Below are 26,150 nucleotides of genomic sequence, written 5' to 3' on the forward strand. Positions count from 1 at the left end.
TCCTCAGCCGCCGAGTTGCAGCACGGTGTCGAACAGCCGGCTGGCCAGTTCGATCATCTTGCCGGCGGCCTGGTAGGCCTGCTGATAACGGAGCAGATTGGCGGCTTCTTCATCGAGATTGACGCCGGACAAGGACTGCTGCGACTCGGTCACCCGGTTCAGCAGCACGGTCTGTGCCGCCTGATTCACCTTGACTTCACGCGCCTGCGAACCGATGTCGGCCACCATCTGCGCATAGGCGCCCTGGAAGCCGGTGGTGCCCGAGGCCAGCGTCTTGCTGCCCTGCAGGGCAGCCATCGCGAGCAGGTTGCGGTTGTCGCCCTGACCACTGGCATTGGCCTGGATGGTGAAGGTGTCGCCGTTGCGCGGCGTGCCGGACAGTTCGAAGGTGAATCCGCCCTGCCCGGCAAAGGTGAAGGTCTTGCCGGCCGAATCGGTGGTCGGGTCGTACGCCAGCGTGCCACCCGGGCCGCCCACCACGTTGAAACTGTTGGTGGTGGCGTCGTAGGTCAGCGTGATCGCGCCGCCCAGCGGCAGGCCGGTGGTCGAGGTGACGGTGCCGGCGCTGATGCGGCCGCTGCCGGTATTGGCCAGCGCCGCCGAGGTGCTGACCGGCATCGCCACCGCCAGCATGCGCGGATCGGACAGCACGGTGCGGATGTCGCTCGCGCCATTGCGGGTCGGCTGGATCAGGAAGCTGTCGCCGGCCGCCATCGTGGTGGCGCCGGAATCCAGCGTGAAGCCCTGCGGGCTGCCGGCCGGCGGAAGCCCGCCCAGCGTGGCCGCAGTCCAGCTGGTGTTGTCCGACAGCCGGGTCAGGGTGTAATTGCTGCCGTCGAAGCGCAGCCGGTAGTCGCTGGTGGTCAGGTCCGACGAGGCGCTGATGGTGACGTTGATCTGTGCCCCGGCCACCGTGCTGTTGGTGCTCGCCGGCAGTGCAGAGCCGATCATCGTGTTGAAGAACTGGGTGCCGAGCGCGCCATTCAGATCCTGCCCGAGCTGATGCTGTGCGTTGAACTGTTCGGCCATGCCGAGCGCAACGCGGCCAAGCGCATTCTGCGCGGCGTCCAGCGTATTGCGGCGGAAGGACAGCAGGCCACCCAGCTTGCCGCCGCTCAGCGTGTCTTCCTGCAGTCGCAGCACAGTGCCGCCCGGCGCGGTGTAAGTGACTTCGGAGCGGCTGGCATCCTCGACCGAGGGCGAGGCGGTCAAGGTGAAAGCGCTGCCGCCCACCACCACCGGCTGACCGTTGCCGATGAACAGATTGATCGAACCGTCGGACTGCTGAAGCTGGGTGACGCGCACGATGTCGTTCAGCTCGCTGATCAGCCGTTCGCGCGCGTCGAGCATGTCGTTGGCCAGACGATTCGTACCGGTGACCGACTGGGCCACCGAAATCTGGTCGTTGTAGCGGGCGATCTGGGTGACCAGCTGATTGATTTCACCGACTGCACCGGAAATTTCGCCGTTCAGCTGGTCGCGGACCTGGTCCATGCGCAGATCCAGCGAATTGAAGCGCGCGGTCATCGCCTGGGCGGCGGAAATGACCGACTGGCGGGCCGCCAGCGAAGACGGTGATGCGGTCACGCTCTGGATGGCGTTGAAGAAGTCCGACATCGCCGGCGACATGCCGGCCTGAGCGTCCGCCAGCAGATTGTCGAGCGCGCCGATCTGATCGCCAAAAGCGGTGTATTCAGCACTCTGGGTGCGCGCCTCCATCACCTGGGCGGTGAGGAACTGGCTGTAGATGCGACGCACGGTCTCGACCCGGGCGCCCTGGCCGAGATAGCCGCCACCGGTCAGTTGCGGGTCGTTGGTGCCGAGAATGACCTGCTGGCGCGTATAGCCAGCGGTCGAGGCATTCGAAATGTTGTGACCGGTCGTGACCAGCGCGGCCTGGGCCGCGTTAAGTCCGGTGATACCGATGTTGTAGAGCTGGGTTCCCATGATGTGACGTCTCGTCAGCACTGTCCGAACCCATCAAAGCAAGAGTTTTGCCAGCTCCTTTTTATTGTCGTCACAGTGCGCGCGGACAATCGCCGCATGCTTGTTCCGGAATTGCGAATTTCCGCCACCGACGTGGCTTTCAAGACCGCCGAAGGACGCGTCGAAATGGTGGCGCGCAAGCACGGACTCGGTCCGCTGGAGCGCGCACTGCTCATCGTCGCCGACGGGCGGCAGGATTTTGCCGCCCTGCTTGCCGCCCTGGGCCGGCCGGCATCCGGCGATGCCGAAAGTCGTACCGCCCTGCGCCGCTTGATCGAACTGGAGCTGCTCGCGCTGACACCGGCCACCGATGCCCCGGCGCCGGCCGAACGCAAGTCGCTGGCGCTGGCCCGGCTCTATCTGATGGAAAGCGTGGAGCGCGCGCTGCGCGGCAAGACCGATGCGCTCAAACCGCTGCTGCGTGACGCCACCGACGAAGCCGGTCTGCGACGTGCCCTGCTGGCCTGCGAAAAGGCGCTGCTCGACGCCGGCGCGGTCAGCCAGGCCAGCGCCATCCGCGCCCGCTGTCTGGCGCTGCTGCCGGGCGCGCGCTCAGCCTGACAGCGCAGCCCGCAGCAAGGGGCCGTTGATGATGCGCTGCAGCTTGTCGGCGTAGGCCGGATCGGTTGCATAGCCGGCCTGCTGCAGGCCGCGCGCAAAACTGCCGGCATCCTGCGCCCCCAGCACCGGGGCGTAGCGCGGCTGGCTCTTCAGCAGCCGCGCGTAGTCGGCGAAGCTCTCTTCATACGAGGCGTAGCGGCGGAAGGCGTCCGGCTGCTTCACCCAGCGGCCGTCGATGTATTCGCTGGCCGACACCGTCACCGTGTCGCCCTGCCAGCTGCTGCCAGCCTTGATATTGAACAGGTTGTGACTGGGCGAGCCGTCAGCCGCGCTCAGTTCGGCGCGCCCCCAGCCGGTTTCCAGCGCCGCCTGAGCCACCAGGAACTGCGCCGGAATGCCGGTGGCGCGACTGGCCGACAGCGCGGCCGGCCACACCCGCTCGACAAAGGCGCGCGCGTGCTCCGGCACGTCGCGCCCGCGCGCCGGCGCCAGTTCGGCAATGGCCGCCTCGACGTCCTCCACGCTGGCGGTGCCCGCCTGCAGACTCTGCCGTAGAGCGGCAGACCTTGCCGCTGCCGGCATCTGCGGCAGCCCCTGGAACAGCCCGGATTCGGACAGCGGCTTGAGCGGCGGCGTAATCGAGGTATCGGCGCTGCGTGAATTGGCCGACAGCTGGCGCTCCAGCACCCGGGCCAGCCCGGTGCCGCCGCCCTCGGTCATGACCTGGGCCCACTGCTGGTCCAGCATGTCCTGGAACATCTTGCCTTCCTGCCCGCCGAACAGCTCGTCGCCGTAGGACGCCTCGCGCATCGACTTGATCACCACCTGCAGGAACATGGCCTCGAACTGCTTGGCCGCGGCTTTCAGCGCCTCCGGCGAATTGTCGCGTGCGGCGCGACGCAGCGTGTCCAGCCCGCGTACGTCGGAGGCCAGCGAATTGAGCGCCGGATTGTCCATCTCAGATGATTTCCAGCTCGGCGCGCAGCGCACCGGCCGCCTTCATCGCCTGCAGGATGATGATGAGGTCCTGCGGATTGGCGCCCAGCGCGTTCAGCGCCTTCACCACCTCGGCAAGGTTGGCGCCCTTCTTCACATTCATCAGCGCGCCGCCGTCCTGCTTGATGTCGATCTGGTTGCGCTCGGCCACGACGGTCTGGCCACCGGACAGCGGCGCCGGCTGGCTGATGACCGGATCGGAACTGACCGTGACCGAAAGATTGCCGTGGGCCACCGCGCAGGTGTCCAGCGTCACCGCCTGATTCATCACCACCGACCCGGTGCGCGAATTGACGATCACCTTGGCCGCCTGCTGCGCCGGCGTCACGTCCAGATTCTCGATGCGGCTCATGAAGGCCACGCGCTGGCTCGGGTCGGTCGGCGCGCGCAGCTGTATGCGCCGTGCGTCCACCGCCACCGCAGTGCCCTGGCCGGCGCTGGCGTTGATCGCATCGACCATGCGCTGGGTGGTACCGAAATCGGTGGTATGCGTTTCCAGATGAACGAAATCGCCCTCGCCCACCGCCGACGGCACCGCACGTTCGACCGTGGCGCCACCGGCAATGCGGCCGACCGACAGATGGTTGATGGTGACCGAAGAGCCGCCGGCCGACGCGCCGGCACCGCCCACCACCACATTGCCCTGCGCGATGCCATAGACCTGGCCGTCAGCGCCCTTCAGCGGGGTCATGACCAGCGTGCCGCCGCGCAGGCTCTTGGCATTGCCCATCGACGATACGGTCACATCCATGCCCTGACCCGGGCGCGCGAACGGCGGCAGGCTGGCGGTCACCATGACTGCGGCCACGTTCTTCAGCTGCAGGTTCTGACCGGGTGGCAGCGTCACGCCCATATTGCCCAGCATGTTGATCACGCTCTGCACCGTGAACGGCGTCTGCGTGGTCTGGTCACCTGAGCCGTCCAGGCCGACCACCAGACCGTAGCCGACCAGCTGGTTGTTGCGCACGCCGGAAATCGACGCCAGGTCCTTGATGCGCTCGGCCTGCGCGACCGGGCTGACCAGCAGGACCAGCAACAGGAGTGAAAGGATGCGCTTCATGTCGATACGCCCTCGGGGCCGGTATGCACTGCCTCCGTTATACGTGGCGGCGGCACCCGGCGATGGCCGGAAAAGAGGCCCGAATACCTGTTACAGCGGCAGGAAGCTCAGGAAGAAGCGGCCCAGCCAGCCCATCACCTGAGCGTCGTCGATGTAGCCGCTGGCGCGGTACTCGATGCGCGCATCGGCCACCTGGGTCGACGACACCGTGTTCGAAGCGGTGACCTGGGTCGGATTCACGACGCCGGAAAAGCGGATGAACTCGTCGCCCTGATTGATCGCCACCTTCTTCTCGCCGGACACCAGCAGATTGCCGTTCGGCAGCACTTCGATCACGGTGACCGTGATGGTGCCGGTGAAGTTGTTGTCAGCCGACGACGCACCCTTGCCAGCAAACTTGTTCTCGCCCTTGGCCGAAATGTCGATGCCCTGGGCGCTCTTGAACGGCAGGCCGCTGATCGTGGGCACGCCGGTCGTGATCTCCTGCGTGCGGTCGGCCGAGCTGGAGGCCTTCTTCGCGGCCTGGGTACGCTCGCTGATATTGATCACGAGCGTGTCACCGATCATGCGGGCGCGGCGGTCCTCGAACAGCGGGCGAACGGCACCCGGCTGATAGATGGCGCCGGCATTGGTCTGATACTGCGGGCGCGGCTCGGGGCGGATCGTCATCGGCTGATGAACCGCAGTTGGCGGCGTGGTCGTGACGCAGCCGGCAAGCATTGCCGCAGCGATCAGCACCGCGGCAAAACCTGCGCAGCGGGCGGCAAGATGGAGGTGACGTGAGTTCATGTCGGTCTCCGCAGTTGCGATCAGAGCTGGGTCAGGCGGGCCAGCATCTGGTCCGAGGTCTGGATCGCGCGCGAGTTGATTTCGTAGGCACGCTGGGTCTGGATCATGCTCACCAGCTCTTCCACCACATTCACGTTCGACGTTTCGACGAAGCCCTGGTTGAGCAGGCCGGCACCGTTGGTGCCCGGGGTGTTCGGCGTCGGAGTGCCGCTGGAAGCGGTCTCGACGAACAGGTTCTCGCCCATGCTCTGCAGACCGCCAGCATTGACGAAAGTCGCGAGCTGCAGCTGGCCGATCTGGGTCGGCGCAGCCTGACCCGGCTGCAGCACGCTCACCACGCCATCACGGCCGATGGTGACCGACTGCGCATCAGCCGGAATGGTGATCTGCGGCTGAACCGGAAAGCCGCTGGACGTCACCATCACACCCTGCGCGTCCTTCTGGAAGGCGCCGTCACGGGTGTAGGACAGCGTGCCGTCCGGCATCTGGATCTGGAAAAAGCCTTCACCCTGGATGGCCACATCCAGCGTGCCGCCGGTCTGCTGGATATTGCCCTGGGTGTGGATGCGCTCGGTGGCCACCGGTCGTACGCCGGTACCGATCTGCAGGCCGGACGGAATCGTGTTCTGCTGCGTATTCAGCGCGCCCGGCTGGCGCATGGTCTGGTACAGCATGTCTTCGAACACGGCGCGGGCGCGCTTGAAACCGTTGGTGCTGACGTTCGCCAGGTTGTTGGTGATGACATCGAGCTGAGTCTGATGTGCATCCATGCCGGTGCGGGCAATCCACAGCGAGCGAATCATGATCGGTTACTCCGGTTGTCAGTTGTTGCCCAGAACCTGGGATGCAGCCTGGTCGTTACGTTCCGCGGTCTGCAGCATCTTGGTCTGCATTTCGAACTGGCGGGCCAGCGAAATCATCGCCACCACCTGATCGACCACATTCACGTTGCTGCCTTCGAGAAAGCCACCCACCACACGCACGTTCTGTGCCTGCGGTGCAGGGCCTGGCGTCGTGACGCGGAACAGGCCGTCGTCACCCCGCTTGAGCGTGTTCTCGGACGGATCGACCAGCTTGAGCCGGCCGACCGGATTGACCTGATTCACGCCACCGGTGCGCTGTACGGTCGACAGCGTGCCGTCGGAACCCAGCGTGACTTCGGTATCCGGCGGAATCGTGATCGGGCCGGTTTCGCCCTGCACCGTCAGCCCGTTGGCGTTCTGAAGAACGCCGGTCGGGCTGATCTGGAAATGACCGTTGCGGGTGTAGGCCTCGCTGCCATCGGGCATGGCCAGCGCGAACCAGCCCTTGCCCTGAACGGCCATGTCGTAGGTGCGGCCGGTCTGCTGCAGCACGCCCGGCGTGTAGTCGTTCTTGACGCTGGCATCGACCACGAAGGCCCGAGACGGCATGGCTTCGCTTTTTACCGGTACCGCACGCAACCGATGTTCCTCTGCGCGATAGCCGGTGGTCGACGCGTTGGCGAGATTGTGGGCAACGGATGCCTGACGCTCCATCGTCCATTTCGCGCCGGCCATCGCTGTATAGATCACGCGGTCCATGGCAGTTCCTCAGTGCGCGTCAGCGCAGGTTGACCAGCGTCTGCAGGATCTGGTCCTGGGTCTTGATCGATTGCGCGTTGGCCTGGTAGGCGCGCTGCTGCGTGATCATGTTCACCAGTTCGGCGGTCAGGTCGACGTTGGAATCTTCCACGGCGCCCGGCTGCAGTCCACCGCGGTTGCCAGTGCCCGGTGCACCGACTGCCGGCGGACCGGAGAAGGAGGTTTCGGCCCAGGCATTGCTGCCGAGCTGGACCATGCCATCCGGGTTCTGGAAGCTGGCCAGCACCACCTGACCCAGATTGCGGGACTGACCATTGGTGTAGCGCCCCTGGATGATGCCTTCCGGCGATACGGTCAGACCGGACAGACGACCCGAGGTGTAACCGTCCTGCGCCACCGAATTCACGCTGAAGGTGGTGCCGTACTGAGTGGAACCGGTCAGGTCCAGATTGAACGCAAGCGGCGTGGTGGCGCCGGTGCCCACGGCGAAGGACTGGGCCACCGAGGTCGGCCCGACCAGACCGCCGTTGGAATTGAAAGTGAGCGTGGTCGCGGCAGTCGCGGCACCGCCATCCAGAGAAGTGTGTACATCCCACTGGTTGGCGGTTGCCGACTTCACGAAATACATCGACATCACATGCGGATTGCCGAGCGAATCGTAGGCAGTCAGCGAAGTCGAGTACGAAAAGCTCGACGTGTCGGCGGTCGAGAACGGCGTGGTCGCCGGTGGCGACAGACGGGAATCGAGATTGACCGCCAGGTTGGCCTGCGTGGTGGAGCTCGGGCTGGCACCGGTCAGCGCGGTATCGATGCGCAGATCGATCGGCGAGGTCACCACGATGTTGGCGTTGGCATCGGTGCCGTAGCCGGTCAGGCGATAGCCGGAGCCATTGACGATATAGCCGTTCTTGTCGACGTTGAACTGGCCGTTGCGCGAGTACAGCACATCGCCGTTATTGCTCATCCGGAAGAAGCCTTCACCGTTGATGGCAATGTCCAGCGGGTTGCTGGTCACGGTGATGTTGCCCTGGGAGAACTGCTGGGCCACGCCGTTGACGCGGGCACCGATACCGATCTGGGACGACGTGCCGCCACCCAGCGTGGTCGCGTAGATGTCGGCAAATTGTGCCTGCGACTGCTTGAAGCCCACGGTGGTCGAGTTCGCGACGTTGTTGCTGATCGCGTCGAGCGCCTTGGAGGCAATGTTCAGTCCGGAAAGTCCTTGCTGGAAGGCCATGATTCAACTCCCGATCAGTAGATCTGCTTGATGTCGTCGATCGCGACCAGCCCCTGCTGGCCGACGTTCAGGCGGACGTTGCCGCCACTGCGTTCCACACTGCTGACCACCGCCAGTTCGAGTGGCGTGCTGGTCACCGTCTTGCCCTTCTGCACCGCCTTCACGGTGAAGGAGTACGAACCATCCTGAGCAACCGGCGTGCCAGCGTTGTCCTTGCCGTCCCATGCGAACTGCACGACACCGCCGTCCTGATCTCCAAGGTTGACCTCGCGTACCACCACGCCGTTGGCGCCCTTGATCGTGACCGTCACCTGATCGGCCGGACCGGCCAGCTCGACGCCGCCCATGGACTGGCCCTCGACCAGCTTCAGTGCCGAGCCTTCGATCAGCACCGCATGGCCGACCAGCGCCGCCGCCTGCAGCTGCTGAGCCCCGGTCGAACTGGCCATCATCTGTTCCAGCGTACCGTTGAGCTTGGTGATGCCATCGACCGTACTGATCTGGGCCAGCTGGGACGTGACCTGCGCGTTGTCCATCGGGCTGAGCGGATCCTGCATTTTCAGCTGGGTGGTCAGCAGCATCAGGAAGCGGTTCTGCGCCGCATCCAGTTCCGAGGTCTTGTCGGTCTTGCTGCCGTTGAGCGAGCTGTAGGGGTCCGTGCTGGACGAGCCATTGACGGGATTGACGGCCATGGCGATCTCCTTACTGTCCGATGGTGAGGGTCTTGAGCATCAGCTGCTTCGCGGTATTCATCATTTCCGCGTTGGTCTGGTAGGAGCGGGACGCTGAAATCATGTTCACCATCTCCTCCACCACATTGACGTTGGGCATCTGTACATAGCCCTGCGCGTCGGCAGCCGGATTGTTGGGGTCGAACGTCGTGCGCATCGGTGCCGCGCTCTCGACGATCTGGGTCACGCGTACGCCCTGCGCTTCGCCGCCTTCGGCGAAAGGCTTCACTTCGAACACCACCTGCTTGGCGCGATAGGGCCGTCCGTCGGCGGAAGCGACCGAATCGGCGTTGGCCAGATTGCTCGACGTGGTGTTCAGGCGCACCGACTGCGCGGTCAGCGCAGAGCCGGCGATGCCGAAAACGTTGAACATATTGCCTGCCATGATCAGTCTCCTTACTGGCCCTGGACGGCCTGCTGCATGGTGCGCAGCCGGCCGCTGATGAAGGTGAGCAGCGCTTCGTACTGCACCGAGTTCTCGGCGAAGGCGGAGCGCTCGACGTCCATGTCCACGGTGTTGCCATCGACGCTGGACTGGGTTTCGGTGCGGTACTTCATCGACTGTTCAAAGGCGCCGCCCGTGCCCTTCGCATCAAGATGGCGGCCGGAGGTGCGGGCCAGTTCCACCGGACCACCCGCGCCGGCCTTGCCGCCCATCGCGCTTTCCAGCGCGCTCTTGAAATCGAGATCGCGCGCCTTGTAGTGCGGCGTGTCGGCGTTGGCGATGTTCGACGCCAGCTGCTGCTGGCGCGCGGCACGCACGCCAAGAGCGGCTTGCGGAAGATCGAGAAGGCGGTCGAGCGGAGTCGGCATGATGGGCCATCCATTGCAGCTATCGTGCCAGGGACTTTAAGCGGGAAGCGGCAGCCGGAAACGGCAAAAAAGGACGACCGCTACCCCTTCTTTCCGCCGCTTCTGCCGTCTTTCGCCGGCAAGCTTTGCCGCGGCAAACATGTGTCTGCTGTTCAAACCGGCTGCTGGAAAGGGTTTGCCGCCAAGGCAATGAACCGGACCGGCAGCCTGCCGGCAACCGGCCGGAACAAGGCCGGGCTTGGATGGCTATTCCGGGTACCGCGCACTGGCGATCCGTGCTGCAATGAATGCAACCCTGTCCGACCGTTCGACGAGATCCGCCCATGCTCCGCTGGCTTGCCGCCCTCCTCCTCTCCTTCGTGTGCACGGCTGCGTCCGCGCAACTGAGCGCCGACACACTGCGCGCCAGCGTCAGCCGCTTCCTGATCGCACAGACCGCCGGCGTGCCGGGCAAGGCGGTCATCGAGGTCGGCCAGCCGGATGCACGTCTGGCGCTCGGCGCCTGCAGTGCGCACGAAACCTTCCTGCCGCCCGGCAGCCGTGCCTGGGGACGCATCAATGTGGGCGTGCGCTGTACCCAGGGCGCGAACTGGACCATCTATATTCCATCGCGGGTCAGGGTCGAAGGCGAATACCTGGTGGCCGCACGGGCTCTGGGGCGCGGGCAGGTGATCGCGGACGGCGACTACGCCTTCATGCGTGGCGACCTGACCGAGCTGCCGCCCAACATGATCATCGATGCCCAGCAGGCGGTCGGCCAGTCAGTCCAGGTGGCCATCGGTGCCGGTCAGCCGCTGCGTGCCGACTGGCTGCGCGCGCCGCCGGCGGTACAGCAGGGGCAAGTCGTGAAGCTGATCGCGCGCGGCAGCGGCTTTGCCGTGAGCCACGATGGCAAGGCGCTGGGCACCGCCCAGGCAGGGCAGACGGTTCAGGTCCGCACCGGCAGCGGTCAGGTGGTCAGCGGCATAGCACGACCGGGCGGCATCGTCGAGGTGATGTACTGAGCCCGGGACCGGCAAGTAATTCCTCGTGGAGCCGCGCCAACGCTTGATATAGTCACGATGAAGCATCGATGTAAGACGACTCCCTACAAAAAGTTCTAAAGTTTTTTCAGGGCCAGGTCGTAATACGATTCGAACGTATTCAGAAAGGGTTCATCGTGAAAATCGACGGAACTGGAAAACCGCTGGGCCCCGCGCCGTCTTCGGCCGCGCGCAGCAGCTCCAGCAGCAGCTCGACCTCCGCTACGTCGGCCGCTTCGGCCTCCGGCGCGCAGATCGACATTTCGGGCACCTCTTCCCGTCTGCGGGAACTGGAAGCCACCATCTCCAATGTGCCGGTGGTCGACAGCGCACGCGTGGATGAAATCAAGCAGGCCATCTCCGACGGACGCTTCAAAGTGAACGCGGATCGCGTGGCCGACAGCCTGATCGAAAGCGTGCGCCAGATGCTGAACGCCCGCCCGGCGACCTGATGCTGTCTGCAGAACTGGCCGCGCAGATCGCCGCGCGGCTGTCCGCCCTGATGACCGAGGAAGCCGCGACACTGCGCGTGGCCCTCGGTCATTTGCGTGCCGAGCGTGCAGCGCTCGAGAGCGGTGACATCGACGTTCTGCCGATGCTTGCAGCACGTAAATCGGAAGCCTATGCCCGCCTGGCCCAGCTGGGTGACGCGCGTGGCGCGCTGATAGCACGTGCCGGTGCGCAGCCGGCCAAGGCGGAAATCGACACGCTGTTCGCAAGCGGGCCTGAGTGGGCCGCCTGCCGTCAGCCTTTCGCCGACCTCCTGACGCTCGCACGCGAAGCGCACGACGCCAATCAGGCGAATGGCGAAATGATCCGCGCACAGATGACATCCAGCCAGCAGGCTCTGGCGGTGCTGATGTCTGCTGCCGAACAGGCCTCGACCTACGGCCCGGACGGGCAGTCCAGCACGCTCACCAGCCGACGTTCCTTCGGCAGCGCCTGACGCGCGCCCGAAACCACCGCTTGAATTTCCGAAGCCGGGCTTGACGCGGCGACACACCGTGTTCGCCGCAGCGCTGCATCGTGCGCATTTCGCCATGACGCGGACATTCCGATGTACCCACCCCGCCTTGCCGCACTGCCGGTACTCGCACTGATTCTTGCCGCCTGCGCCGCAAGCCCCCCCTGAAGGCGAAGAAGGTCGCCGGGGTCCGTCAGCCGAACGACCGGCACGCGGTCTGCGGGGCGAACTGCGGGGTAGCGATGGCCCGGGCGGCGTACGGGACGATCTGCAGGCCCAGCTGTCGGAGGTCGAACAGCGCCTGTCGCTCACACCTTTCCAGCAGGTGCGCGGGGAGCGCTACCGCGAGGCCACGGGTGCGCTGATGGCCGACCGGCCTGGAATGGACCCGCGACCGACCGTCCGTCTGGATGCGATGCAGCAGATACAGCGCCGGGTAGACGTCGTACGCAACCGGCTGGTCGCAATGGAAAATATCACCGAAACGGCGGGCCAGCTGTACGAATCTCTGGACGACCCTCAGAAGCTTATTGCCGACCGGCTGCTGCCGGGCACGGTACCGGCGTTGTATTCGGGTCTGGCTTCGCAGCATGGCCGCCCGGCGCGACTGACGCACGACGGCACGCAGCGGCGAATCAGAGTCTGGGGAAGCTGGAACCGAGCGCGCCTTCCGGCACATCGACCGGCCCGTTCGCCGGCTTGCCATTCAGCGCAGCACGATCGTTCGAATAGGTTTCGATACGTATCGACACGCGACGGTTCTTCGCCCGCCCCTGTTCGCTGTCGTTGCCGGCAATCGGCCGCTGATCGGCAAGACCTGCCGCAGTCAGCCTTGCCGGTATCACGCCCTGTTCCTCGAACACCTGGGTCACCGCTGCAGCACGCAGCGCCGAAATGGCCCAGTTGGACAGCGCACCCGGCGCCGGCTGCAGATTGTCGGTATGTCCTTCGATCACCAGCGGATAGTCGGTGTAGAGCAGCACACCCGCGATGGCCGCGATGATGTCGCGCGCCGCCGGTTCAAGCGCGGTCTGGCCGCGACCGAACAGGAAAGTGGCGTCAAGATCCACCGTGATGCCGAGCGCGCCGTCGGTCACCGTGGCCTGACCTTCGCGGGTCAGCGCCGACAGGGCCTCGGTCAGTTCGCTCATTGTGCGCTGCGCACGTTCCCGTCGCTCCTTGTCCTTCTGCGCGGCGCGCGCCTGACGCAGCTGTTCCAGTTCCACCTGCAGAGCGCTGCGCGGTGCCGCTACGGTCGGCAGTTCGATCAGCTGTACGCCGTCCTTGGCGGCGAAGGCACTGTTCAGCGAGGCGCTCAGCACCCGGTACTTGCCTTCATTGACCTGGGAAATCGCGTACATGACGACGAAGAAGGCGAACAGCAACGTCACCAGATCGGCGTAGGACACCAGCCAGCGGTCGTGATTCTCGTCCGAGTCCGGAACGTAGCGGCGCTTGCGACGCATCGCGCTCAGTCCGGAATCTTCGCCACGTAGCCGAGCAGGCGGCTTTCGACGATACGCGGGTTGTCGCCGTTGGCGATGGACGCCAGGCCGTCGATGAACAGTTCGCGCATCATGATGAGCTGCGACACATGGGTCTGCAGCTTGCGGCCTATCGGCAGGAAAATCAGATTGGCGCTGCCCACGCCATAGATGGTGGCGACGAAGGCGGTGGCGATGCCGGCACCCAGACGGGTCGGATCACCGAGGTTTTCCATCACGTGGATCAGGCCCAGCACCGCACCCATGATGCCCACGGTCGGCGCGTAGCCCGCGGCCGAATCCCATACCCGGGCGGCCTGACGCAGCGTGTTCTCGTAGGTGGTCAGTTCGACTTCCATCACATCGCGCAGCCGATTGGCATCCGCGCCATCGATCAGCAACTGCACCGCTTTCTGGAAGAACGGATCGGTTTCACTCCCCATCTGCCTTTCCAGCGCCAGCACGCCGTCGCGGCGAGCCAGATGCGACCAGGCCACCAGCTTGCGGATCAAGCTTTCCGGCGACACCCCTGGCGCGGCAAAGGCCCAGCTGCCCATGCGCATGCCGCGGATGAAGATCGGGTAGCGGGTCTGCAGCATGGTCGCGCCCAGGGTGCCACCGATCACGATGACGAAGGCTGCCGGCTGGAACAGGGACGACAGGCTGCCGCCCTCCAGCACCTGGCCCACCATGATGGCGGCCAGCCCGAGCAGAAGGCCGGCAATGCTGATGCGGTCCGCGCGCACGGGTGAGCGCTCAGCCGCGGGCGGCGATGCGGCTGCGCAGGCGGGCGATGGCCTGGCTGTGCAGCTGGCAGACGCGCGATTCGGACACGCCGAGGATTTCGCCGATTTCGCGCAGGTTCAGGTCTTCCTCGTAGTACAGGCCCATCACCGTCTTTTCGCGCTCCGGCAGATCACCGATCGCCTTCACCAGCACGTCGCGCATGTTCTTGTCGAGCAGGCGCTCCAGCGGATCGAGGTCTTCGGTGCCCACGCTGTGGCGGTCGAGGTAATCGTCGTCGTCACCGTCGGTGAAGTCTTCGAAATACACCAGCTGGTAGCCGCGCGCCTCCTGCAGCATCTTCTGGTATTCGCCCAGCGGCATGCCCAGCGACTCGGCCAGTTCGCCTTCAGTCGGCTGCCGGCCCTTCTGCTGTTCCAGCGTATGAATGGCGGATTCGATGCGGCGCATGTCGCGGCGCAGACTGCGCGGCAGCCAGTCGTTCTCGCGCAGGCCATCCAGCATGGCGCCGCGGATGCGCTGCACGGCATAGGTTTCGAACTGCGCGCCCAGCCCTTCCTCGTAGCGGCTCATCGCGTCGAGCAGGCCCAGCATGCCGTTCTGGATGATGTCCTCGACCTGCACGCTGGCCGGCAGCTTGGCCATCAGGTGATAGGCGATGCGCTTGACCAGTGGCGCGTAGTGTTTGGCGAGCTGGTCGCGGTCCAGTGTTCCGGATGCGGTGTACATGATTCTGTCCTCTGCTGCGGGTCGCCGTGCAGTCAGGCCACGCGGGCCGGAAGCTCGCCTGCACGCCCTCCCCGGTCGCTGCGGTGATCCGCGCGCGGTTCGTTCAGGGCCGACAACATACCGGTTTTGTCCGCTTCGCGGGTCACGAAGAGCTTTTCGGCAAGATCGCGGCCGATCTTGAGCGCATCGTCGCCAGCCACCGAGAACACCGGTCGCTGATAGCCGACCGGCAGGCAGCCCAGCCAGTGCAACGCGGAACCCAGGTGTTCGCTCACCACGCCGTTCAGGCTGGCGAAGGCCTGACGGGCATCGGCCACCGAGCGTGCGCGGCTCACGCCGACGTGCACCGGGCAGACATGGCCGGCACCGACCGGCGTGGCCCCGGCCAGATGCCGCTTGATCAGCGCATAGGCCGCGGTAATGCTGGCGCCGGAGGCGGCGGTCACCACTGCCAACCGGTCGGCGCGACGCGCCAGCGCCGACAGCAGTCCTTCTTCCACCGCGCAGTCGATCACCAGCAGTTCGGTATCTCGGGTCAGTTCGATCAGCGCATCGTCCAGCGCCTCGGTCTGCAGCCGGTTCAGCTGGCGCGACGACGACGCCAGCCGGGCCGCCGGCACCACTGCCACGCCATGCTGGGAGGCGATGCGCACCGCCGACAGCGGCGCGTCGCGGTTCAGCGCCTGCAGCAGATCGATACGCGAAGTCAGACCGAGCCGGGCAATGGCCGAACCGGCGCCCTGGTGCTCGTCGATCAGCGTCACCCGCAGGCCGTTGCGGGCAGCTTCGATGGCGGTGGCCACTGCCAGAGAGGTGCTGCCTGCGCCCGGCATGGCACCGGCAAAGGCAACCCGCTGGGTCGGGAAACGGCGGAACAGCGCGCGCAGGCCGGCAGCCTGATCATGCATCAGATCAGCCACGGCTCACCTCGCTGCGCAGATCGCGACGGGATGCTGCCATCAGCAGGCCGGCGTCCTGCGGGCTCAGATGCTGCGACGACTCTTCGCCAGCGGCACGCAGCGCACGGTGCATCAGATATGCGCGGTTGGGCAGGTGCAGGTCTTCCGGCACACGCTGGCCGTTGGCCACGTAGTACAGCGGCAGCTGGTGGCGCATCAGCACGTCCAGCACCGGGCCCAGCGTGACCGACTCGTCCACCTTGCTGATGATGGCGCCGGCCAGGTCGGCACCGCCATTCGGTGCCGAGTAGGCACGTACCACGTCGTCCAGCGCATCGGCGCGGGCGACCGAATTGAGCAGCAGCAGGCGACGCACATCGCCGCTGGAGGACAGCATGGCGATCTGTTCGGCCACCGCACGGTCACGCTGGCTCATGCCGACGGTGTCGATCAGCACCATGTGCTTGTCGCGCAGTTCGACCAGCATGCGGCGCAGATCGGAGGCATCGCGCACTGCATGCACCGGCACGCCGAGGATGCGGCCGTAGATGCGCAGCTGTTCGTGCGCGCCGATCCGGTAGCCGTCGGTGGTAAGCAGCGCCACCTTGTCGGCACCGTGGCGCACCACGCAGCGGGCGGCCAGCTTGGCGGTGCTGGTGGTCTTGCCGACGCCGGTCGGGCCGACCAGTGCATAGACGCCACCGCGGTCGATGATGTCAGCGTCGGAATTGAGCGTGATCAGGTCGCGGCCGATCAGCGTGCGCAGTTCGTTGCGCGCGGCGGCCAGCGAATCGGACGTGGCGAGCTGGTCGAGCAGGCGATAGGTGGTGACCGCACTGAAGCCGGATTCGAGCATTTCGGCAGCCAGCGAAGTCTTGATCGGCGAGGTGCGCGACATTTCGCCCCAGGCGAAGCCAGCCAGCTGCTGCTCGAGCATGCGGCGGATGCTGCCCAGTTCCTCGCGCAGTGCGGGATCCAGATCGGGCGCACGCCCTGCCGGCTGCACCGCAGCGGCCGGCGGCGCGGCGCGGCGCGGCGCCGGCTCGGGTTCAACCGCCGGACGACGCATCGGCACGTCGGCATGGACTTCGAGCTGTTCGTTGGCCGGCGCCTCCTGCTGGCGCGAACGCGCCATGTCACGCAGTTCGGCCGGCGTCGCCGGACGCGGGCGGTAGGGCTGCCAGGGCTTGGGCGCACGCACGTCCTCGCGCAGCTCCGGAGCGGGCGCTGCGCGACGCGATGCCAGGCTGCTGGACAGCGTGACCTCGAAATCATCGTCGGCATCGGGCATCGGCTGCATCGCGCGCACCGGAGACGGTGCTGCCACCGGCGGCGGCGCGGCCGGCTTCTTCGCCGGTGCGGTCATCGCCTCGAGCGCATTGGCCGGCAGCGCGAGTATTTCCACGCCACCCTCGACCGGGCGGTTCGACAGCACGATGGCGTCGGGGCCGAGATCTTCCTTGATGCGGCGCAGGGCGTCGCGAGCGGTGGCAGCCAGATATTTGCGAGGCGTCATGATTTGACTCCGATGACAGCAGTGACCTTGATGGTCCGGGATTCAGGAACTTCGGAATTGGCCAGCACCTTGAGGCTGGGTACCGCACGGCGCAGGAAGCGCGACAGCAGCCAGCGCAGCGGCGCCGGCACCAGCAGTACCGCCGGCAGCCCCATCTCTTCCTGGTTCTGCGCGCTGCGGGCGACTTCGTTCATCAGCGTGTCGGCCAGACCGGGTTCGATCACCGAACCGTCGCCGCCACCGCCCAGTGCCTGGCCGAGCAGACGCTCCAGGCTCGGATCGAGCACCATGACCTGCACGTCGCTGCTGCCCGGGAACAGCTGCTGCACGATGGCACGGCCCAGCGCCATGCGAACGCGGGTGGTGAGTTCCAGCGGATCCTGGGTACGCGGTGCGAATTCGGCCAGCGTTTCGATGATGGAGCGCATGTCGCGGATGGCCACGCTCTCTTCCAGCAGACTTTGCAGCACGCGCTGCACCACCGACAGCGGCAGCGCCTTGGGTACCAGATCCTCGACCAGCTTGGGCTGATCCTTGCTCAGATGTTCCAGCAGCGACTGCGCTTCCTGGCGGCCGAACAGTTCCGAGGCATGGGTCAGGATGAGGTGGTTCAGATGAGTGGCGATGACGGTAGAGGCATCGACCACGGTATAGCCCAGTGCATGCGCCTGTTCGCGCAGGCCCTGCTCGATCCATACCGCAGGCAGTCCGAAGGCCGGATCGCGCGCTTCGCGCCCTGGCAGAGCTCCGGCCACACGGCCCGGGTTGATCGCCATCAGGCTGCCCGGGTAGGCCTCGCCGCTGCCCACCTCCACGCCCTTCAGCGTGATGCGGTAGCCGTTGGGCTTCAGTTCGAGGTTGTCGCGGATGTGCACCGGCGCGGTCAGGAAGCCGACCTCGGCCGCGAATTTCTTGCGCAGGCCACGGATGCGCTTCAGCAGTTCGCCGTCCTGGCCGCGATCAACCAGCGGAATCAGCCGGTAGCCCACTTCCAGACCCAGCGTGTCGACCGGCACCACATCGCTCCACGCTGCTTCCTGCTGCTCCGGCGGCACCACCGCCTGCGCGGCTGCCGCCTTTTCCGCAGCCGCTCGATCAACCGCCTCGCGTGCCTTCGGCGCTGCCTGCTGCTGCACACCGCGCCAGGCCAGATAGCCCAGGCCGCCCGCCATCAGCAGGAACACGAAGTTGGGCATGCCCGGAATCATGCCCATCATCGCCAGAATGCCGCCGGAAATGGCCAGCACCCGCGGATTGCCGAACAGCTGGCTGATTACCTGACCGCCCACGTCGCCTTCGCTGCCGACGCGCGACACCACCAGACCGGCGGCGATGGAAATGACCAGCGCCGGAATCTGCGCCACCAGGCCGTCGCCGATGGTCAGCATCACGTAGGACTTGGCGGCCTGACCGGCGCTCATGTCGTGTTCCATGATGCCGATCAGCATGCCGCCGATCATATTGATCAGCAGGATGAGGATGCCGGCCACCGCATCGCCGCGCACGAACTTGGACGCACCGTCCATCGAACCGTAGAAATCGGCTTCGTCGGCGATTTCGCGGCGGCGGCGGCGCGCCTCGTCCTCACCGATCAGGCCGGCGTTCAGATCGGCGTCGATCGCCATCTGCTTGCCGGGCATGGCGTCCAGCGTGAAGCGCGCGCCCACTTCAGCGATCCGGCCAGCACCCTTGGTCACCACCACGAAGTTGATGACGGTCAGGATGACGAACACGATGATGCCGACCGCGTAGTTGCCGCCGACCAGGAAGTGGCCGAACGCCTCGATCACCTTGCCGGCCGCGTCCGGGCCGGTATGTCCTTCCAGCAGCACCACCCGGGTGGACGCCACGTTGAGCGACAGGCGCAGCAGCGTGGTTACCAGAAGAACCGTCGGAAACACCGAGAAATCGAGCGCCCTCGTCGTGTACAGCGCCACCAGCATCACCATCACCGACATCGCGATGTTGAACGTGAAGAACACGTCCAGCACGAAGGTCGGCAGCGGCAGCACCATCATCGACAGGATGAGGACGATGAGCAGCGGCGCGGCCATCTGCCGGATGTTCGGTGAGCCGATTGCCTGACGGAGCGAAAGGGACGAAGCCATGACGACATTTCAGCGCAGGCGACGTCAATCAAACCCCGAAAAGAAGCGGGGTTTTACCCGGCTATTGGACGCATCGGAGCGGTGCGCCAGCCGCCTCCACCCGCACTCACGCTGTTACGAAGCGCAAAACGGCCTTACAAAAGGCGGTCGGATTCCGGCCTCCGGACATGCGTTACTGTCAGGCGACCGCCCTGGAAGGACGGCGCTCACCCCGTGAGGAGAAACAGATGAATACCCAGGCCAGCACCGTACCCACCCGTTCGCTTCACCCCGCTCTGTGGGTGGCCGCGGTATCGGTGACCGCCTTCAGCGCGGTCGGCATCGCGAAACTGACCGGCGCCTTCGACACGCGGCCGGCCGAACCGGCCGTGGTCGCCACCGCCGCCGCGCCGCTCGCGACACCAGCCGCCCCGGCGGCACCGGTCGCCGCAGCCACACCGGCGCCGGAAACCGCCCCGGTCGCAACCGCCCCGGACAGCGCACCCCGCAAACCCGCCACGGAAAAGCGCGTGCATAGCAAACCGGCGGTGCATCACTCGGACACGGTCACCCGTAGCGAAGAAACGCCTCAAACCATCAAGGTGGCTGACCGACGCTACGACCCGGGCATTGACGTGATTCCCGCCCCGGCGCCGGGCGCTGCCATGCCGCCGCCGCCACCGGTAGCCGAGCGTGCGCCGGCGCCGCTGTGTGCCGACTGCGGTCAGATCGAATCGGTACGCGAAGTGAAGGCGCCGGCCGACCCCAGCGGTCTGGGCGCGGCTGCCGGCGGCGTGGTCGGTGGCCTGCTCGGCAACCAGGTGGGCAAGGGCAGTGGCCGCACCATCGCCACGCTGATCGGCATCGCTGGTGGCGCCTACGCCGGCCACCAGGTCGAAAAGACCCAGCGCACCGTGTCACGCTGGGAAGTGGGCGTACGGATGGAAAACGGCGAGTACCGTACGGTGGCGATGGACAGTGCGCCGTCGTGGCGCACCGGCGACCGGGTGCGGCTGCAGGGCGGCAGTCTGGTAGCGGCGGGCTACTGACACCGCTTTCTTGCCGCCCCTTTCGGAAGAAGCGCCTCGGGCACCGGGCGGTGCCCGTTTTTTTGACGCTCGGAAATGAACAGGCCGCAGCACCGGCTTCCCGGGCTGCGGCCTCTCCCTGATACAACGGTCAGGCTCGAGCGCCCTGCTGGCCTCAGCCGGCGACGCGGAAGCGGCTCACCTGGTCACCCAGCTGGCCGGACAGAGCGGCCAGCTCGTTGGCCGATTCGGCCACCGACGCGGCTGCGCCGGCGTTCTCTTCCACGATCTGCACGATCTGCTCGACCCGCTGCGCCAGATCCTGACTGGCGATCGCCTGTTCCTTCAGTCCGCCGGACACCTCGGTGATGGTGTGCACCACGCGCTGAGAATGAACGTCGATGTCGAGTACCTTCACCCGTCCCTGTTCCGCGGTCTGCAAACCTTCATGCACCCGCTGCACCGTGGCCTGCATCTGGCTGGCCACGTCGCTGGCACCGGACTGGATGCGCCCCACCATTTCAGCGATTTCCTTCGCCGAGCGGCCGGACTGTTCGGCCAGCTTGCGCACCTCGTCGGCCACCACCGCGAAGCCACGACCCATTTCACCGGCGCGGGCGGCTTCGATGGCGGCGTTGAGCGCGAGCAGATTGGTCTGATCGGCCACGTCGCGGATCACATGCACGATGCTGGTGATGTGGGCCACTTCGCTGCCCAGCGCCTCGGCACGCTGCGCGCCCTGTTCGATGCGCTCGGTCACTTCGCGGATCTGCTCGACCATGCGCCCGATGTCGTTTGCGCCATTCGAGGCATGGCGGCCGGCGACGCCGGATTCGGAACTCGCTTCAGCGCTCAGTTCGCTGACATGAGTGATCGAGGTCGACATTTCTTCCAGCGAAGCCGCCATAGAAGCGGCCAGTTCAGCCTGGCTGTCGGCCGACGCACGCACCTGCTGGGTCGCGCCGGACAGGTGCTGGGCAGACTGCCCCAGCTTGCCGGTCGCCTCCCCGATTGCGCGCACCATGTTGCGCAGCGCGTTCTGCATGGACTGCACTTCGCGCAGCAACTGAGCCAGTTCGCTGTTGCCCTCGGCACGCACATCCTGGGTCAGGTCGCCGGCAGAGATCCGCTTCACCGCGGCCAGCGCCTGGGCCAGCTGACTGCCCACGCTGCGGGTGATGGCGAACCACACGCCGAAAGCGATGGCGATCACCAGCCCGCCCGCCACGATGACCACCTGCTTCAGGCTGGCGGTGTCGTTCTTCATCGCCTCGAGCGCCGTGCTGTTGCGGGCACGGGTCAGCTCCCTCATTTCACGGGTCGAAGCGTTGATGGCCGCCGCCGCCGGCGCGTGCGCCGTGTGCAGCAGCACATTGGCGTCCTGATTCCGGTTTGAGAAGGCGTGGTCGGCAACCTGATCGGAAATGCGGCGGAAGGTGACCAGGCTTTCGGTCAGACGGGCCATGGCCTTGGTTTCTTCGCCATCGGTGCCGGCACCATTGGCAACCAGTGCCGCCAGTCTGGTGTTCGCGGCGTCCAGCTCGGCGTAGCTTTCCTTGAGCAGGGTACGCACCTTGTCGATTTCGGCATCGCCGGTTTCGATGATGCCGCTGCGCAGGTCGACCCGCACGCGCTGAACGGCGGCATTGAGGTCGGCGATCGCCTCGACTTCAGGCTGGGTGCGCTCATCGATGTCACGCGCCAGTTCGGCCATGCCGGACGCGCGCACCGCGATGAAAGCGGCTACGAGTGTAAAGATGACCGCAATCAGGCCGAAACCGATGGCCAGACGCGTCGAGATACTGAGGTTCTTCATAATTTCTCCGGGAAGTAACCTTCATGCAGCCAACGAGGTACAGCAGCTGGTAGTACTGAACGGCTCGCACGTCCAGGACTTGAGCGCGCTGCAGCAAAAAACTGAAACTCAGACAGCGTCCGGGCTTACTCGCAGAGCCAGATGGGCCGGTCCGCCTCAGGTTTGCGCCGCAGCATCGTCCCCGGCCGCATCGGGGCCCGGATCGAGATCGGGCGGCACCGGCAGATCGCCCGGCGCCCGCGGCACCTCGACACCCCGGGCAAAGGCCTCGTTCAGCTGGTAGACATAGGCCAGCACCTCGGCCACTGCGCGGAACAGCCGCGCAGGCACTTCCTGCTCGAGCTCGCAGTGCTTGTGCAGCGCACGCGCCAGCGGTGGCGCCTCGACCAGCGGTACGCCGTGCTCGGCGGCCAGTGTGCGGATGCGCAGGGCAACCTCGCCCGCGCCCTTGGCCACCACCCGGGGCGCACCGCCCCTGGCCGCCTCGTAGCGCAGCGCCACCGAATAATGAGTCGGGTTGGTCACCACCACATCGGCCTTGGGCACGTTGGCCATCATCCGGCTGCGCGCCATTTCACGCTGCTGCTGGCGGATGCGCCCCTTCACGTGCGGGTCACCCTCCTGCTCCTTGAATTCCTGGCGCGCCTCCTCCTTGGTCATCTTCAGTTCGGAGTGGTAGTGCCAGAGCTGGAACGGCACGTCGATGGCGACGATGAGGCCCATGCCGGCCACCAGCATCAGGGTGGCCGTGATGATCAGGTCGCCGGTGGCGCCGAGTGCGATGTCTATCGGTGCGCCGAACAGCGCGAACAGCTTTTCGTGGTCGCGCATGACCACCCATACCGCCACGCTGCCAACCAAGGTGGCCTTGCCCACGCCCTTGGCCAATTCCACCGCGGCGCTGGACGAGAACATGCGCTTGAGTCCGGCCGCCGGATTCAGCTTGGAGAACTTCGGTTCGAGCGCCTTGGGCGCGAAATTCCAGCCCGCCATCAGGAAGGGGGAAATGAATGCAGCCACCAGCAGCGCGAGGAACAGCGGCGCCAGCAGCACCAGCGCGTCGATGGCCCGTTCGATCAGCAGCCCGAACATGGCGGCGGGATCGAAGATCGCGCGCCGGTCCACCACCAGTCCGTCACGCAGCAGCTGGGCGCTGCGTGGCCACATCCAGCCGGCCAGCGCGTACATGCCGGCCACGCCGGTCATGGTGACGAGAAAGGTTGCCAGCTCGCGCGAATTGGGCACCTGCCCTTCTTCGCGCGCCTGTTCCAGTCGTCGCTGCGACGCTGGTTCGGTTTTTTCGAGATCGCTTTCTTCTGCCACGTGCGCAGATCCGGAGGGGGCAACGGTCGCATGATGCCGGCTGCCGTGCCGCCGCAATCCACGAAACAACGGGCCAAGGCGCCCTCATCTGTCGTCGGCCGGATATCCGGTCGACACCGAAATTTTCTCAATCCGGAACCGCTACATGGCGTAAATGAGGAAATGAGGTAAAACACCCAACGCGCGGGAAACCATCCCGCCCCAAGGAAGGCCATGCACGAATCGAAGACCGGTCATGCCGGATCTGCACACCGCCCCGAAACCGCGGTGTGCCCGGCGGAAGCGTTTGTTCCGCCCAATATTGCCAGCGCCCCCGAGCATTTTCTTGCCATCGTGGAGTCATCGGACGACGCCATCGTGAGCAAGACGCTGGACGGGCGCATCAGCAGCTGGAACGCCGGGGCGACCCGCATTTTCGGCTACAGCGAACAGGACATGCTGGGCCAGCCCATGCTGAAGCTGTTTCCGCCCGAGCGCGTGGCGGAAGAAGACTTCATCCTCGACAAGATCCGCCACGGCGAGAAGGTCGATCACTACGAGACCGAGCGGGTGCGCTGCGACGGCAAACGCATCCATGTATCGGTTTCTGTATCGCCGGTGCGCGATGCCGGCGGCCGCATCATCGGCGCCTCCAAGATCGCGCGCGACATCACCGCCCAGAAGGAAGCCAGCGCACGGCTGCGGCTGACCGCCAGCGTGTTCAGCCACAGCAGCGAAGGCATCGTCATCGTCGATCCGCACGGCCGCATCGTCGAAGTGAATGATGCGTTCTGCCTGATCACCGGCTATGCCCGGCACGAAGCCGTCGGTCGCACACCGGACATGTTCGCGTCCAGCCGGCAGGGGCCGGCGGAATTCGCGCTGATACTGGACGCCCTGGCGCAGACCGGTCACTGGCAGGGCGAAGCGTGGAGCCGCCGGCAGGACGGCGAAAGTTTTGCCAGCCTGGTCAAGATCAGCGCGGTACGCAACGAACAGGGTCAGACGCAGAACTATGTGGTGCTGGTGAGCGACGTGACACCGCTTCGGCGTCATCAGGAAACGCTCGAACACCTGGCGCATTTTGATGCGCTGACCGACCTGCCCAACCGCCTGCTGCTGTCGGACCGTCTGGTGCAGGCGATCAATGCCAGCCGCCGCAGCGACGAGTGGGTGGCAGTGCTGTATCTCGACCTGGACGGCTTCAAGGCGGTGAATGACCGACTCGGTCACGATGCCGGCGACGAACTGCTGGTGCTGCTGGCTCGTCGCATCAGCGCCCAGCTGCGCGACACCGACACGCTGGCCCGCATGGGGGGTGACGAGTTCGTCGCAGTGCTGGTCGGGCTGCGCAACCACAATGAATGCGTACAGCTGATCGACCGCGTGCTGAGGGTATGCACCGAACCCTTCTTCGTGAAGGATGAAACCGTGCAGGTATCCGCCAGCATCGGCGTCGCGCTCTACCCGCAGGACAATGTGGATGCGGAACAGCTGATCCGTCATGCCGACCGCGCGATGTACGAAGCCAAACAGGCGGGCAAGAACCGTTTCCATCTGTTCGATCCGGATCTGCACGAACGTGCGCGCTCGCGCAGCGAACAGCTGGAAGACATCGCGCGCGGCCTGCGCGGCAACGAATTCGAACTGTTCTACCAGCCCAAGGTGAACATGCGCAGCGGGCGCATTACCGGCGTGGAGGCGCTGATACGCTGGCGCCACCCGCTGCGGGGTCTGCTCGCGCCGGCCGCCTTCCTGCCACAGACGGAAGGCCATCCGCTGGCCGCCGATCTGGACCGATGGGTACTCGACCGGGCGCTTGCCCAGCTGGCGCGGTGGCATGCCCGGGGTCTGACGCAGCTGACCGTAAGTGTCAATCTCAACGGACGCAACCTGCAGCAGCGCGGTTTCGTCGAAACGCTGGCCGCGGCGCTGGCCAGTCACCCGGATGCGCCCCCCGCCCTGCTGGAACTGGAACTGCTGGAAACCAGCGCGCTGGACGACATCAACGACGTCGCGGTGGTGATGCAGGACTGCCACCGACTCGGCGTGCGCTTTGCGGTCGACGACTTCGGCACCGGCTATTCATCGCTGGTCTATCTGAAACGCCTGCCGGCGGAAACGATCAAGATCGATCGCAGCTTCGTACGCGACATGCTGGTCGATCGCGACGACCGGGCCATCGTGCAGGGCATCATCGGCCTGGCCCACGCCTTCGGCCGCGAACTGATCGCTGAAGGCGTGGAAACGATAGAGCACGGTGAGGCGCTGCTGGCGATGGGCTGCGAACTGGGCCAGGGCTTCGGCATCGCGCGGCCAATGCCGGCCAACGAGCTGGAAAGCTGGCTGCAGCTCTGGCAGCCACCGGAAGAATGGCGCCGGTCGGCGATGGCGGAGTAAACGGGAAACGGCCCTGAAACGGGCCGTTCCTGAGAGGACGGATTGCGTGCGAACCGGCTTCAGTTCGAGCCGCGCAAGCCCTGTCTCAGCGAGGTCTGCAGCGACGATGTTTCCCGGTGCAATGCCATCAGGCGCTCGGACAGCGCCAGCAGATAGTCTTCCATCATGCGCGACAGTTCGCGCAGCGATTGATTGGGCGACCCGGCCATGGCGCGGCTGGCGTCGATGCGCACCTGCAGGTCGCGCAGCACCGCCTGCTTGTCTGGCGGGCAGGTATTGATGAATTGTTCGATCACGCGCCGTCGCTCCGCGAAATAGGTCTGGGGGTCGGAATGAGCCAGCTCTTTCCAGACGTCAAAATCGAAGTCCTGCTCAGGGTTTTTCGACACTCGGTGCCCTCTGCCGCATCTTTGGTGCTACGGCG

Annotated in this window: 26 protein-coding genes; 6 read left to right on the plus strand and 20 right to left on the minus strand. The window is 65.8% G+C overall.

The genetic code is table 11. The annotated features are described in order from the left end of the window. Positions 1–3: 3 nt before the first annotated feature. On the minus strand, positions 4–1,947 hold the full coding sequence (gene flgK / locus METUNV2_RS0113585) for a flagellar hook-associated protein FlgK (protein ID WP_018230015.1): 1,944 nt from the start codon (positions 1,945–1,947) through the stop codon (positions 4–6). Between the two features lie 96 nt (positions 1,948–2,043). Here flgK and METUNV2_RS0113590 point away from each other — a divergent pair, with 96 nt between their 5' ends. Then, positions 2,044–2,547 carry a hypothetical protein gene (locus METUNV2_RS0113590; protein WP_051081978.1) on the plus strand — a complete coding sequence of 168 codons (504 nt, stop codon included), beginning with the start codon at positions 2,044–2,046 and terminating at the stop codon, positions 2,545–2,547. Here the strand turns inward: METUNV2_RS0113590 and flgJ are convergent. From flgJ to flgB, 9 genes are all read right to left on the minus strand, one after another. Beyond that, on the minus strand, positions 2,539–3,504 hold the full coding sequence (gene flgJ / locus METUNV2_RS0113595; RefSeq protein ID WP_018230017.1) for a flagellar assembly peptidoglycan hydrolase FlgJ: 966 nt from the start codon (positions 3,502–3,504) through the stop codon (positions 2,539–2,541). The genes METUNV2_RS0113590 and flgJ overlap by 9 nt on opposite strands. A 1-nt stretch (position 3,505) precedes the next feature. Next, the gene (locus METUNV2_RS0113600; RefSeq protein WP_018230018.1) at positions 3,506–4,603 is read right to left on the minus strand and encodes a flagellar basal body P-ring protein FlgI; all 1,098 of its coding nucleotides are present in this window, start codon (positions 4,601–4,603) and stop codon (positions 3,506–3,508) included. Positions 4,604–4,693: 90 nt separating this feature from the next. After that, positions 4,694–5,392 carry a flagellar basal body L-ring protein FlgH gene (locus METUNV2_RS0113605; RefSeq protein WP_018230019.1) on the minus strand — a complete coding sequence of 233 codons (699 nt, stop codon included), beginning with the start codon at positions 5,390–5,392 and terminating at the stop codon, positions 4,694–4,696. 20 nt (positions 5,393–5,412) lie between these two features. Further along, positions 5,413–6,195: a flagellar basal-body rod protein FlgG gene (flgG, locus tag METUNV2_RS0113610; protein WP_018230020.1), complete on the minus strand. Its 783-nt coding sequence runs from the start codon at positions 6,193–6,195 to the stop codon at positions 5,413–5,415. An 18-nt stretch (positions 6,196–6,213) separates the two neighbouring features. After that, positions 6,214–6,954, minus strand: coding sequence for a flagellar basal-body rod protein FlgF (gene flgF, locus METUNV2_RS0113615; protein WP_018230021.1), 741 nt, complete (start codon positions 6,952–6,954; stop codon positions 6,214–6,216). Positions 6,955–6,973: 19 nt separating this feature from the next. Further along, entirely contained in the window at positions 6,974–8,191 is a 1,218-nt protein-coding gene (flgE, locus tag METUNV2_RS0113620; RefSeq protein WP_018230022.1) for a flagellar hook protein FlgE, read from the minus strand. Between the two features lie 14 nt (positions 8,192–8,205). Then, positions 8,206–8,883 carry a flagellar hook assembly protein FlgD gene (locus METUNV2_RS0113625; protein WP_018230023.1) on the minus strand — a complete coding sequence of 226 codons (678 nt, stop codon included), beginning with the start codon at positions 8,881–8,883 and terminating at the stop codon, positions 8,206–8,208. A gap of 10 nt (positions 8,884–8,893) precedes the next feature. After that, a complete protein-coding gene (gene flgC / locus METUNV2_RS0113630) occupies positions 8,894–9,307 on the minus strand; it encodes a flagellar basal body rod protein FlgC (RefSeq protein ID WP_008062436.1) in 414 nt (137 codons plus the stop codon). A gap of 11 nt (positions 9,308–9,318) precedes the next feature. Further along, positions 9,319–9,735, minus strand: a complete 417-nt coding sequence (gene flgB, locus METUNV2_RS0113635; RefSeq protein ID WP_026188159.1) for a flagellar basal body rod protein FlgB — start codon at positions 9,733–9,735, stop codon at positions 9,319–9,321. 323 nt (positions 9,736–10,058) lie between these two features. Here flgB and flgA point away from each other — a divergent pair, with 323 nt between their 5' ends. The 3 genes from flgA (at position 10,059) to METUNV2_RS0113650 (ending at position 11,703) form a co-directional block, all read left to right on the plus strand. Further along, a complete protein-coding gene (flgA, locus tag METUNV2_RS0113640) occupies positions 10,059–10,739 on the plus strand; it encodes a flagellar basal body P-ring formation chaperone FlgA (RefSeq protein WP_018230025.1) in 681 nt (226 codons plus the stop codon). Between the two features lie 155 nt (positions 10,740–10,894). Further along, positions 10,895–11,209, plus strand: a complete 315-nt coding sequence (gene flgM, locus METUNV2_RS0113645; RefSeq protein ID WP_026188160.1) for a flagellar biosynthesis anti-sigma factor FlgM — start codon at positions 10,895–10,897, stop codon at positions 11,207–11,209. Further along, positions 11,209–11,703, plus strand: a complete 495-nt coding sequence (locus tag METUNV2_RS0113650; RefSeq protein WP_018230028.1) for a flagella synthesis protein FlgN — start codon at positions 11,209–11,211, stop codon at positions 11,701–11,703. The genes flgM and METUNV2_RS0113650 overlap by 1 nt, the downstream gene beginning before the upstream one ends. A 211-nt stretch (positions 11,704–11,914) precedes the next feature. On the opposite strand, the gene METUNV2_RS19900 is transcribed toward METUNV2_RS0113650, so the two are convergent. The 7 genes from METUNV2_RS19900 to flhA are packed head-to-tail and all read right to left on the minus strand — an operon-like array spanning position 11,915 to position 19,201. Beyond that, the gene (locus METUNV2_RS19900) at positions 11,915–12,313 is read right to left on the minus strand and encodes a hypothetical protein (protein WP_018230029.1); all 399 of its coding nucleotides are present in this window, start codon (positions 12,311–12,313) and stop codon (positions 11,915–11,917) included. 43 nt (positions 12,314–12,356) lie between these two features. Further along, positions 12,357–13,187 (minus strand): flagellar motor protein MotB, encoded by an 831-nt coding sequence (locus tag METUNV2_RS0113660; RefSeq protein ID WP_018230030.1) that lies wholly within the window; start codon positions 13,185–13,187, stop codon positions 12,357–12,359. A gap of 5 nt (positions 13,188–13,192) precedes the next feature. Beyond that, positions 13,193–13,951: a flagellar motor protein gene (locus tag METUNV2_RS0113665; RefSeq protein ID WP_018230031.1), complete on the minus strand. Its 759-nt coding sequence runs from the start codon at positions 13,949–13,951 to the stop codon at positions 13,193–13,195. Positions 13,952–13,961: 10 nt separating this feature from the next. Continuing rightward, positions 13,962–14,678 (minus strand): RNA polymerase sigma factor FliA, encoded by a 717-nt coding sequence (locus METUNV2_RS0113670; RefSeq protein ID WP_008062399.1) that lies wholly within the window; start codon positions 14,676–14,678, stop codon positions 13,962–13,964. Between the two features lie 32 nt (positions 14,679–14,710). Continuing rightward, the gene (locus METUNV2_RS0113675) at positions 14,711–15,598 is read right to left on the minus strand and encodes a MinD/ParA family ATP-binding protein (RefSeq protein WP_018230032.1); all 888 of its coding nucleotides are present in this window, start codon (positions 15,596–15,598) and stop codon (positions 14,711–14,713) included. After that, complete coding sequence (gene flhF, locus METUNV2_RS0113680) at positions 15,591–17,093, minus strand: flagellar biosynthesis protein FlhF (protein WP_018230033.1); 1,503 nt, start codon at positions 17,091–17,093, stop codon at positions 15,591–15,593. Before flhF ends, METUNV2_RS0113675 begins: the two co-directional genes overlap by 8 nt. Then, a complete protein-coding gene (flhA, locus tag METUNV2_RS0113685) occupies positions 17,090–19,201 on the minus strand; it encodes a flagellar biosynthesis protein FlhA (RefSeq protein WP_018230034.1) in 2,112 nt (703 codons plus the stop codon). The genes flhF and flhA overlap by 4 nt, the downstream gene beginning before the upstream one ends. A gap of 227 nt (positions 19,202–19,428) precedes the next feature. On the opposite strand from flhA, the gene METUNV2_RS0113690 reads away from it, so the two are divergent. After that, positions 19,429–20,229: a glycine zipper 2TM domain-containing protein gene (locus METUNV2_RS0113690; RefSeq protein WP_018230035.1), complete on the plus strand. Its 801-nt coding sequence runs from the start codon at positions 19,429–19,431 to the stop codon at positions 20,227–20,229. Positions 20,230–20,383: 154 nt separating this feature from the next. Here METUNV2_RS0113690 and METUNV2_RS0113695 read toward each other — a convergent pair whose 3' ends face one another. Continuing rightward, positions 20,384–22,024 carry a methyl-accepting chemotaxis protein gene (locus METUNV2_RS0113695; protein WP_018230036.1) on the minus strand — a complete coding sequence of 547 codons (1,641 nt, stop codon included), beginning with the start codon at positions 22,022–22,024 and terminating at the stop codon, positions 20,384–20,386. 156 nt (positions 22,025–22,180) lie between these two features. Then, on the minus strand, positions 22,181–23,347 hold the full coding sequence (flhB, locus tag METUNV2_RS0113700) for a flagellar biosynthesis protein FlhB (protein ID WP_018230037.1): 1,167 nt from the start codon (positions 23,345–23,347) through the stop codon (positions 22,181–22,183). Positions 23,348–23,560: 213 nt separating this feature from the next. Here flhB and METUNV2_RS0113705 point away from each other — a divergent pair, with 213 nt between their 5' ends. After that, positions 23,561–25,726 carry a putative bifunctional diguanylate cyclase/phosphodiesterase gene (locus tag METUNV2_RS0113705; RefSeq protein WP_018230038.1) on the plus strand — a complete coding sequence of 722 codons (2,166 nt, stop codon included), beginning with the start codon at positions 23,561–23,563 and terminating at the stop codon, positions 25,724–25,726. Positions 25,727–25,785: 59 nt separating this feature from the next. On the opposite strand, the gene METUNV2_RS0113710 is transcribed toward METUNV2_RS0113705, so the two are convergent. Next, positions 25,786–26,115 (minus strand): DUF3135 domain-containing protein, encoded by a 330-nt coding sequence (locus tag METUNV2_RS0113710; RefSeq protein WP_026188161.1) that lies wholly within the window; start codon positions 26,113–26,115, stop codon positions 25,786–25,788. Between the last annotated feature and the right edge of the window lie 35 nt (positions 26,116–26,150).

Source organism: Methyloversatilis universalis EHg5, from assembly GCF_000378945.1.
In the GTDB taxonomy this organism is placed as follows: Bacteria; Pseudomonadota; Gammaproteobacteria; order Burkholderiales; family Rhodocyclaceae; genus Methyloversatilis; species Methyloversatilis universalis_A.

Bases quoted from the DNA above. Each gene is read 5' to 3' on its own strand.
- flgK (WP_018230015.1), bottom strand. From the start codon at position 1,947: ATGGGAACCCAGCTCTACAACATCGGTATCACCGGACTTAACGCGGCC.
- METUNV2_RS0113590 (WP_051081978.1), top strand. From the start codon at position 2,044: ATGCTTGTTCCGGAATTGCGAATTTCCGCCACCGACGTGGCTTTCAAG.
- flgJ (WP_018230017.1), bottom strand. From the start codon at position 3,504: ATGGACAATCCGGCGCTCAATTCGCTGGCCTCCGACGTACGCGGGCTG.
- METUNV2_RS0113600 (WP_018230018.1), bottom strand. From the start codon at position 4,603: ATGAAGCGCATCCTTTCACTCCTGTTGCTGGTCCTGCTGGTCAGCCCG.
- METUNV2_RS0113605 (WP_018230019.1), bottom strand. From the start codon at position 5,392: ATGAACTCACGTCACCTCCATCTTGCCGCCCGCTGCGCAGGTTTTGCC.
- flgG (WP_018230020.1), bottom strand. From the start codon at position 6,195: ATGATTCGCTCGCTGTGGATTGCCCGCACCGGCATGGATGCACATCAG.
- flgF (WP_018230021.1), bottom strand. From the start codon at position 6,954: ATGGACCGCGTGATCTATACAGCGATGGCCGGCGCGAAATGGACGATG.
- flgE (WP_018230022.1), bottom strand. From the start codon at position 8,191: ATGGCCTTCCAGCAAGGACTTTCCGGACTGAACATTGCCTCCAAGGCG.
- METUNV2_RS0113625 (WP_018230023.1), bottom strand. From the start codon at position 8,883: ATGGCCGTCAATCCCGTCAATGGCTCGTCCAGCACGGACCCCTACAGC.
- flgC (WP_008062436.1), bottom strand. From the start codon at position 9,307: ATGGCAGGCAATATGTTCAACGTTTTCGGCATCGCCGGCTCTGCGCTG.
- flgB (WP_026188159.1), bottom strand. From the start codon at position 9,735: ATGCCGACTCCGCTCGACCGCCTTCTCGATCTTCCGCAAGCCGCTCTT.
- flgA (WP_018230025.1), top strand. From the start codon at position 10,059: ATGCTCCGCTGGCTTGCCGCCCTCCTCCTCTCCTTCGTGTGCACGGCT.
- METUNV2_RS0113650 (WP_018230028.1), top strand. From the start codon at position 11,209: ATGCTGTCTGCAGAACTGGCCGCGCAGATCGCCGCGCGGCTGTCCGCC.
- METUNV2_RS19900 (WP_018230029.1), bottom strand. From the start codon at position 12,313: ATGCTGCGAAGCCAGACCCGAATACAACGCCGGTACCGTGCCCGGCAG.
- METUNV2_RS0113660 (WP_018230030.1), bottom strand. From the start codon at position 13,187: ATGCGTCGCAAGCGCCGCTACGTTCCGGACTCGGACGAGAATCACGAC.
- METUNV2_RS0113670 (WP_008062399.1), bottom strand. From the start codon at position 14,678: ATGTACACCGCATCCGGAACACTGGACCGCGACCAGCTCGCCAAACAC.
- flhF (WP_018230033.1), bottom strand. From the start codon at position 17,093: ATGACGCCTCGCAAATATCTGGCTGCCACCGCTCGCGACGCCCTGCGC.
- flhA (WP_018230034.1), bottom strand. From the start codon at position 19,201: ATGGCTTCGTCCCTTTCGCTCCGTCAGGCAATCGGCTCACCGAACATC.
- METUNV2_RS0113690 (WP_018230035.1), top strand. From the start codon at position 19,429: ATGAATACCCAGGCCAGCACCGTACCCACCCGTTCGCTTCACCCCGCT.
- METUNV2_RS0113695 (WP_018230036.1), bottom strand. From the start codon at position 22,024: ATGAAGAACCTCAGTATCTCGACGCGTCTGGCCATCGGTTTCGGCCTG.
- METUNV2_RS0113705 (WP_018230038.1), top strand. From the start codon at position 23,561: ATGCACGAATCGAAGACCGGTCATGCCGGATCTGCACACCGCCCCGAA.